The 11,209-nt window shown below is 43.6% G+C and carries 11 protein-coding genes; 7 read left to right on the top strand and 4 right to left on the bottom strand.

Annotated elements, in window-relative coordinates:
* Positions 1–12: 12 nt before the first annotated feature.
* Positions 13–561 (bottom strand): hypothetical protein, encoded by a 549-nt coding sequence (locus IW644_RS13900; RefSeq protein WP_269918103.1) that lies wholly within the window; start codon positions 559–561, stop codon positions 13–15.
* 298 nt (positions 562–859) lie between these two features.
* On the bottom strand, positions 860–1,096 hold the full coding sequence (locus IW644_RS13905) for a hypothetical protein (RefSeq protein ID WP_179983763.1): 237 nt from the start codon (positions 1,094–1,096) through the stop codon (positions 860–862).
* Between the two features lie 217 nt (positions 1,097–1,313).
* Between IW644_RS13905 and IW644_RS13910 the strand changes: the two genes are divergently transcribed.
* The 7 genes from IW644_RS13910 to IW644_RS13940 all read left to right on the top strand — a co-directional run bounded on the left by IW644_RS13910 (position 1,314) and on the right by IW644_RS13940 (position 7,454).
* Positions 1,314–2,753, top strand: coding sequence for an ATP-binding protein (locus IW644_RS13910; protein ID WP_269918104.1), 1,440 nt, complete (start codon positions 1,314–1,316; stop codon positions 2,751–2,753).
* Complete coding sequence (locus IW644_RS13915; protein ID WP_269918105.1) at positions 2,753–3,445, top strand: response regulator; 693 nt, start codon at positions 2,753–2,755, stop codon at positions 3,443–3,445. The genes IW644_RS13910 and IW644_RS13915 overlap by 1 nt, the downstream gene beginning before the upstream one ends.
* A 100-nt stretch (positions 3,446–3,545) precedes the next feature.
* A complete protein-coding gene (locus tag IW644_RS13920) occupies positions 3,546–4,565 on the top strand; it encodes a YHYH protein (RefSeq protein ID WP_269918106.1) in 1,020 nt (339 codons plus the stop codon).
* 32 nt (positions 4,566–4,597) lie between these two features.
* Entirely contained in the window at positions 4,598–4,888 is a 291-nt protein-coding gene (locus tag IW644_RS13925) for a hypothetical protein (RefSeq protein WP_269918107.1), read from the top strand.
* Positions 4,889–5,142: 254 nt separating this feature from the next.
* Entirely contained in the window at positions 5,143–6,123 is a 981-nt protein-coding gene (locus tag IW644_RS13930; protein ID WP_269918108.1) for a glycosyltransferase family 2 protein, read from the top strand.
* 47 nt (positions 6,124–6,170) lie between these two features.
* Positions 6,171–6,836, top strand: coding sequence for a guanitoxin biosynthesis heme-dependent pre-guanitoxin N-hydroxylase GntA (gene gntA / locus IW644_RS13935; protein ID WP_269918109.1), 666 nt, complete (start codon positions 6,171–6,173; stop codon positions 6,834–6,836).
* A gap of 24 nt (positions 6,837–6,860) precedes the next feature.
* Positions 6,861–7,454 (top strand): DUF1989 domain-containing protein, encoded by a 594-nt coding sequence (locus tag IW644_RS13940; RefSeq protein WP_179983768.1) that lies wholly within the window; start codon positions 6,861–6,863, stop codon positions 7,452–7,454.
* Positions 7,455–7,489: 35 nt separating this feature from the next.
* Here IW644_RS13940 and IW644_RS13945 read toward each other — a convergent pair whose 3' ends face one another.
* Entirely contained in the window at positions 7,490–9,232 is a 1,743-nt protein-coding gene (locus IW644_RS13945) for a hypothetical protein (RefSeq protein ID WP_269918110.1), read from the bottom strand.
* 64 nt (positions 9,233–9,296) lie between these two features.
* Positions 9,297–11,153, bottom strand: a complete 1,857-nt coding sequence (locus IW644_RS13950) for an alkaline phosphatase PhoX (RefSeq protein ID WP_269918111.1) — start codon at positions 11,151–11,153, stop codon at positions 9,297–9,299.
* Between the last annotated feature and the right edge of the window lie 56 nt (positions 11,154–11,209).

The following is an 11,209-nucleotide window of genomic DNA, read 5'->3' on the forward strand; positions in this document are numbered from 1 at the left end:
ATTCAAGGATGTTTAACGAGCCCCACGATGCTTTACACACCACATGAGGCTGTCGCAAGCCTCTTCACGCTTTTTGAAGTGTGCCAAACCAATTAAGCTATGCTCTCTTGGCCAAACAGCTTGGTTGAGGAGCTCTTTATCATTTGCGAGAAGTTGCTCGCTATCTAGCATAATCTCAATGGCTTTTTTATTGGGCTTTATCAGCGTAGGCTTAGCGTCTTTAACCAAAGCTGAGCGTACACAAATATACTCTCGCTTTACAGGGTCGCGTACCACGCCGATATAGTCATTGTCACAAATGATAGCAGGCCAGCCTTCCGTTATTCTACTTTGCCCGAACATGATAAGTGTAAAAGCAACAAGAACAAAAAGTGTTAGACCAATAAACTGCGCGCTCAAATCAGGTGCCACACTTACAATAACCCCAACAACAGCCGCAAAAAATATCCAACCACCGAAAACTCTACGCATAGCGTTTGGTGAGATACCTGATATAACATCAACCAATTTTAGAGATTGCTTGTCATAGTTTCGAATAATTACAGACGATTGTGATTCCACAGCCTTTGTCCACCAAAGAAAAATACGAAATACAGAAATTAATACGTTACAAGTAAGGCTGAAGATTTACCTACACTCTGAATGAGTAAACACCAATTTTAAAAGACGAATTTTACTCGATAGGAAACGTGTTAAGTAATAATTGTAGGAATATGCAAACTATTGAAATGTAATGTTTAACCTACTAGGTAAGCATATCAAAATTTATATCGGGGGCAAAGCTATTAAGTACTAAATAGGCGGTGAGAAACGACATAACAAACATCGTACAACACCGCATTATAGGAAGGATTTAAAATTACCTTTGCGGGCGACGCTCTGGCATCGCAACAAGGGTTTCATCTTTTAGCGTGCACGTACCCTCAACGGTTTCACCTCTTGGCGTTTCAAAAGACACGGTTTCGCCTTCAGCTTTTCCTTCACAAGCTTCTATAGCCTCTGGAGGTGGTTGTCTTGGATGTTCTCTATCGCCTTTCGCGAAGCATCCCGCGGTACTCAAACTAAGTAGACCAATTAAAATTGCCGTCTTGTTCATATTGCTACTACTCCTAACTTTTGTAATCAAAATATATACAAAATTTGCTGTAATCGGTGCCACTTGCAGTGGCCGCAAATGGCACCGGCTCTATAATTCCAATCATAGAACTTAAATGTGCAGAAATAGTGCAGAACATGAGTATTAACCCATGATTTGAGGGTTAATCAGGCTGTGGATATTGTAGAGGTAGGCCCTAGGTCGCTATACTCGAAATATGAAGTTATCTCATAAACTTACTATCATTTTACTCGCGTTTTCTTGCATGTCTTTAATGCTTGCGCTCGCTACTGCCCGTTGGAGTTTTGAACAAGGTTTCAACAAATTTATTATTGCTCAGGAAAAAGAGCGGCTTAGTCAACTAGGAGAAATGCTCGCGTTAGAGTACGCACTGAATGAGCGAAGCTGGGAAGGTATATCGCCCTATGCATTTTCTCACCAAAGCAATCGCCCCCCTCCGCGAAGGCCCAAGTTTGGAGCCCAAGAACATAGAGGTATTAATCAGCATCCTCCACAAAGGCGTGCCTATCAGCTACCTAGTCAAAATGAACAGCACATAGGCCCTCCTACCACATTACTTGACTCACAAAGTAACGTCATAGCGGGCAGTATGCCTAGCGACGCTGCGACCAACCAAGATATTAAAGTATCTGTCGCTATTGTTAGCGAAGGTCGCAAGATTGGCGCATTGGAAAGCTATCTGCCACCTTCACCAAGCTCTACAATGGCGCAAGAGTTTATGCGACAGCAGCGCACATCATTTATCGCTGTAGGTGCATTAGCATTACTGGTTTCATTGATTACAGCGGTGATCATCGTGCCTAAACTTTTATCGCCTTTCAAAAAGATAGTCAAAGCTGTCGAACAATTAGCTAGACGCGAGTACGATGTAAAATTTAGGCAGCCGCCCAGTGATGAGTTTGGCGTGTTGATGAAAGACATTAACGCCCTTGCCGAGGCTCTAGAAAAACATGAGGCTACGCAAAAACAATGGTTGGCAGATATTTCTCACGAATTGCGCACGCCGCTCTCAATACTTGCTGGTGAAATGGAGTTAGTTGAAGCAGGTGTTAGGCAGTTCGATAAAGTACAACTCGCTTCATTCCAAGACGAAGTTAGCCGTTTAACACGCTTGGTTAATGATTTATATCAGTTGTCCTTATCAGATATAGGAGGCATGCATTTCGATTTCGAGATGGTTGATATCGGCGGCTTATTAAATGATAGTTTGGCACAGTTTAATTTAGCTCTAAAGGCCAAAAGCATTACCGTTAGTACTTACATTCCTAGCAATATAGAAGTTCATGCGGACGCTCAACGACTGCGCCAAGTATTTTCAAATATTTTGAGCAACAGTGTTGAATACACAGATTCTCCGGGCCAAGTACGGATAACATTAGTTGAAACCGGAAATAAAGCCACCATCGACATAGAAGACAGTGCACCTGGCATAACCACCGGCAATGAAAAGCAAGTATTTGACCCTCTCTATAGAGAGGATTCATCTCGAAAACGGCGTACTGAAGGCGCTGGCTTAGGTTTATCGATAAGCCAATCAATTATTCATGCGCACAAAGGTACGATAAACGCTGCGAGTTCTGAGCTTGGAGGCGTTAAAATATCAATCGCGCTACCAATTAGGGGAAATATTATCTAATGTCTACTCAATATCCTGTCTTAATTGTTGAAGACGAAGAGAAAATTGCCCAGATACTTGTAGATTTCTTTGCTCTAGAAGGTTTCAACACAAAAGTGCTACATAGCGGTGAACAGGTTATCTCTGAACTTAAAGAAAACACCTTTAGCGCAGTAATTCTTGATCGTATGTTGCCTGTGGTAGATGGACTAACCTTATGCAAACAAATTAGGCAGTTTTCAAATGTGCCTATTTTGATGCTAACCGCTCGAATTGATGAAATAGATAGGCTCATTGGGTTAGATGCAGGAGCCGACGATTACATATGCAAGCCCTTTTCTCCACGTGAGGTTGTAGCTCGGGTACAAGTTATTTTAAGAAGAACGCAAACCACTAATAACATAAGAGATAAAGGCTCGAGAAAGCTAGTATTTAAAGATATTTCGTTGGATTTAGACGCTTATGTCTGTGAACGAAGAGACCAAACCATAGAACTCACACCGGTTGAGTTCAGATTGCTTAAAGCATTTATAGAAAAGCCAGGACATGTATTTTCCAGAGAACAGCTTATGGACAAAGGCTATGTCGACGGTCGCATCGTTAGCAATCGCACTATTGATAGCCACATGAAAAACTTACGCCACAAGCTAATGCAAGATGACGAAATCTCGCCGCTTCAGGCTGTATACGGTATAGGGTACAAACTGAGCTGACTCAAACTTCTTACATTATGCGTTGAACCTGCAAAATATCTGCACATTTCACTTTTATCATAAAAGTTCTTAACCGAACCTATGCCTAAGAGACGATATCATGCAGTCAAGTAACACACGCTTTCCCGTTCACCTATGTCTTTACACTGCTTGCGTTATGGGAGTAAGTGCATGTTCAGGCGGAGATTCAGAAGACAGCTCTACGTCACTGACTGACGATACATCGTCTAGCGAAATTGTCGATAATGAAGCAATACAGGCAAGTCTAGACCCTGACTTATTTTTGGCAGCAGGGCTTGCTGAAAGCATTACCACTACTGCATGTACACTTACTGATGGCACGCAAACCGAGTGCTTTAAAGTGGTAATTAACGGAACACCTGCTAACGCCGACATTGGTCCATTCTGCCCTCGCAATATTACCGATGATGCTACGCAAGGTGGTGTATGGTTTGATGGGAGCGGAGAACTTTATCAAGTGGACGGAAGCTTTATTCTAAGTCTTCCTGATTTGTATGGCAGTGACTGGCAACTCTATGATGAAGCAACCGGAGAAGTATTTGTTACGGATTCACAGATTGCATGTGAAGCTGCCGCCCGCCCAGATGTCGATCCGGAATATCAAAACCACTGCGTTGAGTGTTCCATTGACTATTATGGCGGTGGGGTTACCCAAACACTGCTTATTCCTGTTGAACCCGTTGCGCTTGCCAACCCAAATTCACTTTCAGCTGATTTAGGAGTGTCGCTAAATGGCGTTGTTATTGCGGGCCCTGCTCCTGTAGACGCTATTTTAAGTGCAAATACCATAGCTGCTTTCGACGACTGTGGCGGGCACGTTAACCCAGTAGAAGGATACCACTATCACGCGGCATTAGGCTGCAGTGACGTTATTTCTTCATTAGACGGTCACGCTAATATATTAGGTTACGCGTTGGATGGGTATGGTATTTACGCCATGTTAAATAGTGAAGGCGAAGAAGATTTTGACCTTGACGAGTGCAGAGGTCATAGCGATGAAACCCGTGGTTATCACTATCATGCAGCGAGCGCCGCCGAAAATATGTTTATCGGGTGCTTCAAAGGTGCGCAAGGCAGTATTACCGTCGATAGTAACTAACAAAAATAAATAGACAGTTTGAGGGGTCTTTCATGAAAATAACAACAACACGGGTTGCAGCATTTAGCTTGTCATTGTGCTTCACAACACTCAGCTTTGCCCATAGCGGGCACGTGCATAAAGCACCGCTAATTGCCTGCCAATCATTAAGTAAAGGTGAGCCATGTCGCTACATGGTTGGCAAAGATAAAATATATAAAGGCACCTGCCAGATGTTCGAAAAAACACTTATGTGTGTTAGAAATCAGCCCATTGAATACCTTAGCCCCCTTACTGACTCCAAATTAGAAAGTATTGAAAGCGAAACCCTTAATGAGCAATGAATGACGACCGATTTTCAAAGTTACTTCAGCGCTAAACCTACCTACTTTTTTCGTTTGTAAATTTTTCTCTGTCTTTGCAGCTCTTGCTCGCTTTTAAAGCTAACTACTGTTAAATCGGCAAACAAAAAACCAAAAACCTCACATCTTCAATAACTTGCAACTTTGGAGCACTCTTTGCTTTATACAAAAGTATAACGTACAAGGTACACCGTTTAAGCCAAGGGCTTTAGAAAGGTTAGCAAAGGAGGTTGAGTATGCGTTCACCAGTAAGTGCAGTAACTATTGTTAAAAGTAGAACCGAGAAGCTTTGCAATTTGATTTCGCAGTTGGAGCAATGCTCACCAACGCCAGATGAACTTGTTATTGTATGGATGGCACCTCCTTCTGATTTGTCCCTCATTCAAAGCGAAAAATTCGATATTGTGCACAAGTTCACTACCCAAGAAGAATTGCCAATTGCGAAAGCGCGAAATAAGGGAATGCTGGCGGCTAAGCATGAAAACCTTGTTTACTTAAACGTTGATGCGGTTATTTCACCTACGCTCTGTAAAGATGGTCTTTTGGCATTAAAAGACAACACAGTGGTGTTTACCTCCGTTGTCTTTTTACCGAAGGAACGTTGCAACAAGCCGTATTCAACTATTTCAAAAAACGAACAGCAAATTGGTTATCTAGCAAGTAACGATGAAACGTTACCAAAAGAAGATAACAACGAAATACCTTCAAGAGATCAGGGAAATAATCATGGAAAGTTTAGTGACGATAGTATTTGTTCTACAGTGTTTTTTATTCGTAAGACAGACTTTCAGAAAACCGGCGGCTTCGATGAAGGCTACGCGGGTTTCGGACTAAACGACGAAGACTTTTTCACCAACTGTAGGGCGCTCGGCTATTCGTTAGAGCAATTGCCTACGCGCACTTTTGCGCCACAGCGCCCCAATTACCAATGTCCCGTCAATCACTTATTAGACTTTGTGCATAATGCGCAGCGCTTTCATTCGAAATGGGGCTTCTACCCTTGCGCTGAAGTACTCACCGCTTATGCGGAAAAAGGCTTTATCGATTCAAACTATGAAGAAAATGGGTTGAAGATTATTCAGTTGCCCGAGCAGGAAGATAACTCAAGCAATGTAGATACGAGCGGTTCAAGCGCTGCCACGGCTTCTACGGGATTTGAATTCACTTCTTTTCATTCGCCAGCGAAAAACCAAGAGCGTTTAAGCAGCACGGCTTAATTTCTGTGGAAGAAATAGGCGGTATTGTTTAAGTAGGGAGATATGGAATGTCTTTACTAAAACCCGATCTAACACACCGTTTTTTATCATTTGTAGGGGAAGGTGACTTCCCCTGTGTAGGCGCCAAATCGGCGCTAACTAAGAAGCAAATACACGTTCTGCAATTTGATGATATCTACTGCGAAAGTAATGAACCTGATATCTTGGCTTCAATTCACAAATTCGTGGAAGCATTTACGCTTAATCGCGATATGTACTCCTCACTTGTAGTTACGTTCGAACAGCCCGATACCATTACCGAAACTGAGTTTGATAAAGTACTCTGGGAAAAGCTTCAACGTCTTCATGAAGTAGACGCATGCTTAAAAAGTTGGGATAGCAAAGTATCGAGCGATCCGCACAGTGCACAATTTAGTTTAAGCCTTGGCGGGAAGGGTTTTTTCGTGATTGGGCTGCACCCAAATGCTTCTAGAAAGAGTCGACGTTTTTCTCATCCCGCAATTGTATTTAATTTACACGAACAGTTTGAACTGCTTCGGAAACAACAGAAGTTTGAAGCATTTAGAGATCATATCAGAAAGCGTGATGCCGCCTACTGCGGCAGCAAAAACCCATTGCTTGCTAACCATGGTGAAAGTTCTGAAGTTTATCAATACAGTGGTAAAAAACATTCAGAAAGCTGGGAATGCCCCTTTAAACAAGTAAAAAATTAACTCTTAAAATATAAAAGGCACAGTATGAGACAAACTATACAGCCAAGAAGCGGTACTGCATTTACTATCAAGAAAGGTGAACGCCTTAAAGTCATTGACCCTGAGGGCGAACAAGTGGCCGACCTTTATGCCTTTAACGAGCATAATAAAGACGAGTTCATCTCCTCGGGTAGAAGTCTGGATTACAACGAAAGCCTTAAATTTAAAAAAGGCAGTTTGCTTTATTCAAATCAAAGCAACATCATGTTTGAAATTATCGAAGATAAAGTAGAAGACCATGATTTTTTACTAACGCCTTGTAGCGTAGACACCTTCAAACACTTCTACCCTAATGAAGAGCCAGTACCAGGTTGTCACGGTAACTTAGTTGCCGCTTTCGCTGAATTCGATATTCCAGAGCACCATGTTTGCACAACCTTCAATACATTTATGAATGTTGAGGTAGACAGTACGGGTAAAATAGCTGTTTTGCCGCCCAAATCGAAAGCCGGCGACTACACGATATTTGAAGCTAAAATGGATATGATTGTAGGGTTAACGGCTTGTTCTGCCGGTGAGTCTAACAACTTTCGATATAAGCCAATTCAATTTGAAATAATGCCTGCGAACCCGTTGTAGTTCGCAAGCATCATTTTCAACAAACTATGCCAGCACTATTGCGCGTCTGCGATAGTGCTCGTTTTGTCTTGCTGCCAGTCAAGCCGCATATCCCACTTGAAGCGATGCTCAGGTTTTAACGGCGGTTGCGCTGCATCAATATTACTTAAAACATTAGTTGCCTCGGTAAGCGTAGCATCGCGACCAAACAAATAGCTTTGCTCTTTAACTATGGTTAAGTAAGCTTTGTTTAGCGCATAAGCGCGCTCTGAAGATGGTGTGATGATGTCGTACACCGATTTAGCACGCTGCACTTTTTCTATGTTAACCATCCCTTTATCATCGAACCACTTTGCCAACATTTCACCGTTTTGACGGAATTCATCACCGCCTCCTACACGCTCCATGTAGGTGAGGTATTCACCTTTTTCTTCGTTAATATTTGGCACATCTTCAATGGCACGCAAATCAATATAGCCCCACCCAGCTTCGCCAGGTACTTTACGGGCAAATGAAAATGTCTGGTCAAATGTAGACCCTACTGTTTTATGACAGCCGTTGCAAAAGGCTAGCTCTTGATCGTGCTGCGCACGCAGTTCACCCTGCTCATCTTCGATAAAGCCATTGATTGTCCAGCCAAAGCCGTTGTCTATTCCCTTTTCGCCTAGGTAGCGAGTTTGAGGCAGCTTTTCAAAATGCTTATCTTTTGCCTCAGCATAATAGGCAGAAGCTAGGCTTTCTCGGCTTCTAAACATGTGCTTTTTCATATAACGCACTTCTTTCATGCGCGGCGCATTATAAATATCCCCGTTATCATCCACACCAATGTAGCGTACGGTATGCAAAAACTCGGTGCCTTCAGGGTAAAGCATACGGGCCAGAGGAACCGCACTGGCATCACCCACATAATGTGAGGTGCGAACAATTTCAGTTACAGATGGCGACAACTTACCGTCTTGGTTAACGTCTATATTAATGGCAGTCTCATCTACTGGCGCTACGCTTAGTTTATTAAGTTCCTTAAGCGTCATTTCAACTAGGCTTAGGTTTAATGTGTATATAGCTTTGTTGTAGTCGCCATTTAGCGTTTGAAAGTTTTCCGGAAGTCGAATCATAGCATCACCCGTCGACCCGTTGGTTGGCCAGAAAGTGCTTGGGAAAGGTTTGTAGTTGTATGATACCCATCCGCTGCCATCTTTAGCAAAACCGTCGCCATCAAAGGCTTTGTCAGCAGAGCTCAAGTTTTCAATACGCATATACTCTGGCATTGTGTGTTTTTTAAGTGAAGCGGTGTAGTTGTCTTGCTCTACGTATTTTTTAATTGTGGCATCGTCAATACCCGCTATAAGCGACGTTCGGTCAATAAACAGGTTCTTCCAGCTGTTTGTTAGCCCCACATCGGAAAATTCATAGTTACCCTGCAATGTACCATCACCCATTTGGTTAGGGCGCTTTTCTATCGAATCGTAACTTTGGTGACATGCGTAACAGGGGTTATTTACGCCCTCTGTTTTGGTATAGCACTGGGGAGGGATCACCGACTCAGGGTTATACACTTCATTATGCTCAATATAGGCAAGAGCGGGAATATCGTCCCCTTCTCGGTATGGGTAGGAATGTGCGCTATCGCCGTCTGTTTGAGCCGATGAAGGCCCGTTCCCATTTGTAGGGTAAGTACTCGCGCTTACGCCGTTATTTGATTGATTGCTTAAATCAGCACTTGAGCTTTCAGTGCACCCTGCACTGATAAGTAGTGAAAGCAGAATACCTGCACCTGGAATTATTTTTAGTATTTTCATAATCGTCACAACGGAAAAAGCCGGGCGCGTAAACACCCGGCGTATTTTAAATTAAAAAGAAAACTTATTTATCTGCTGGCTCATACATCCACAGCGTGTTGTTTTCTTGGAAACCGTCTTCACCGATAAGAATACGGCCGTCGTTCATTACAACAACGTTATCTGGCTGAGAAAGCTGCTCAACGTCACAACGCTCTGCGCCTGTTAGGCTTGAACGATACGTACCGCCCATCACTACAGGTTCAATGCGAGAAATGTTGTAGCCTTCTTCCAGCTTGGCGCGATAAACACCACCACAATCTTTAACGCGGGCAGAAAGCTGCATATCGCCTTCATCATCGATCATTGTGTTGTCGATATCTGCAATGCCAATGTAAAGGTATGCATTCTCGACAACTTCACCTTCAATGGTATCGACGCCTTCTACGGCTTCTTGCGCGCGTTTTTGGTTAATAGAGATACCTTCCAGTTTTCTCCACTCTGCCGTTGCGCCTTTAAGACGAGCCGCCGCACGACTTTCTAGGAATGCAACACGGTCATCCATTGGCTCACCGGCTGTAACGCTTGAACCGCCCTCTTCTACCGTTGGGTAAGTTGCATCCCCATCTGCCCACGCCTGAACGTCTGCCATTGTGATGTAAGAGCTTTGGCCATCTACGTAATCGTCGGTACCAATACCGTTATACTCGTCAATCCATGCGCGAATAGTCATATTGTCGCCACTAGCTAGCTCAACCCACTCAACAGCAAACCCTGTTGTTGCTGGGTCATTCTGCCCTGCATCTTGAGTTAGTTTAGCGCCGTAAAGCGTACCTGCAGATAAGTCTTCTGCAGTATCAGCAACAAATTTAAACAGCACGCCGCCAGTGTCATCTTGAGAAAGATAAACGGTTTTTCCATCAGGCATTACTGTTGAGTTTTCGTGCTCATAACGACCCATCGTGAAGTGCTTAACAATCACCGGCTCATCAGACAATGGCTCTGTTACTTCTGCAATGTAGCCATAGTTATAAGGGTTTGGCGCATCTGGTGCTGTCATCTGCCACATACGACCTAAACGCGCGTCAGTCGAAACAGCCTCTGGGTTATTCCAACTAGGTGACGTTGTAGTATCCACTGCCGAATTTACCACCCACTCTTCAGAGGTAAGTGGCGTACCCCAAGGTGACATTGAACCAAAGCAGTTAGCAGCTGTACCCCATACTGGCGAGAAATCTAGCATCATCGCTTCTGTGACTTCCCACATACCGAATTCATCTTTTTCTACTTTCATGCGGCTCATACCGCCAGGTAGTTCTTCCCAGTTTGAGAACAGGTACCCTTCGCCTTCGGCAGTTGAAATAAAGCCGTTAAAGTCAGGCATATCGTTTTCTAACACTAACTCTTCGCCATCGAGTGTGTAGATATGGCCCAAGCCTTCTGGTAGGTCAGAACCAAAGGTGTCACCGGTTTGACCTAACACTTGATACTGACCGATAGCAGAAACAACCAGCTCTTTCTCTTCATCAGAGCTAGGTACTGGAGAATTTGGCAAAGTAACAGGTAAGTTGTTGAAGTTAGCGCCTGCAAGTACACCTACAGTACCTGTGTTGATAGGCATATCGTTAACGCTAGTAGTCGCAGCGTTAGTGCCTGAAGGATGCTGGACGTTGAAGAAAAGGTCGCCTTCATCAGTTAAGAAAATACCGGTAACTTCTGCACCAAGCGGAACCGTTGCAATACGTGTAAGCGTACCCGCTGTATCACCTTGCGGACCTTGTTCACCTACTGGACCTTGTTCTCCTACTGGGCCTTGCTCTCCCACAGGGCCTTGTGCGCCATCTTCGCCATCATCACCTTCTAGTGAACAGGCTGTCATTCCAAGTGTTACAGCTAGAGCTATCGCTGAATATTTAATTCCACGAAGAGTTTCGCTTTTCATTGTGGTTCCTTGCTTATAGTTGTTTTCTATATTGATTAGAGGCAAGCGAAAATCTC

Origin of the sequence: Alteromonas sp. PRIM-21, from assembly GCF_027563165.1 — a bacterium.
Classification (GTDB): Bacteria; Pseudomonadota; Gammaproteobacteria; order Enterobacterales; family Alteromonadaceae; genus Alteromonas; species Alteromonas macleodii_A.

Bases quoted from the DNA above. Each gene is read 5' to 3' on its own strand.
- IW644_RS13905 (WP_179983763.1), bottom strand. From the start codon at position 1,096: ATGAACAAGACGGCAATTTTAATTGGTCTACTTAGTTTGAGTACCGCG.
- IW644_RS13910 (WP_269918104.1), top strand. From the start codon at position 1,314: ATGAAGTTATCTCATAAACTTACTATCATTTTACTCGCGTTTTCTTGC.
- IW644_RS13915 (WP_269918105.1), top strand. From the start codon at position 2,753: ATGTCTACTCAATATCCTGTCTTAATTGTTGAAGACGAAGAGAAAATT.
- IW644_RS13920 (WP_269918106.1), top strand. From the start codon at position 3,546: ATGCAGTCAAGTAACACACGCTTTCCCGTTCACCTATGTCTTTACACT.
- IW644_RS13925 (WP_269918107.1), top strand. From the start codon at position 4,598: ATGAAAATAACAACAACACGGGTTGCAGCATTTAGCTTGTCATTGTGC.
- IW644_RS13930 (WP_269918108.1), top strand. From the start codon at position 5,143: ATGCGTTCACCAGTAAGTGCAGTAACTATTGTTAAAAGTAGAACCGAG.
- gntA (WP_269918109.1), top strand. From the start codon at position 6,171: ATGTCTTTACTAAAACCCGATCTAACACACCGTTTTTTATCATTTGTA.
- IW644_RS13940 (WP_179983768.1), top strand. From the start codon at position 6,861: ATGAGACAAACTATACAGCCAAGAAGCGGTACTGCATTTACTATCAAG.
- IW644_RS13945 (WP_269918110.1), bottom strand. From the start codon at position 9,232: ATGAAAATACTAAAAATAATTCCAGGTGCAGGTATTCTGCTTTCACTA.
- IW644_RS13950 (WP_269918111.1), bottom strand. From the start codon at position 11,153: ATGAAAAGCGAAACTCTTCGTGGAATTAAATATTCAGCGATAGCTCTA.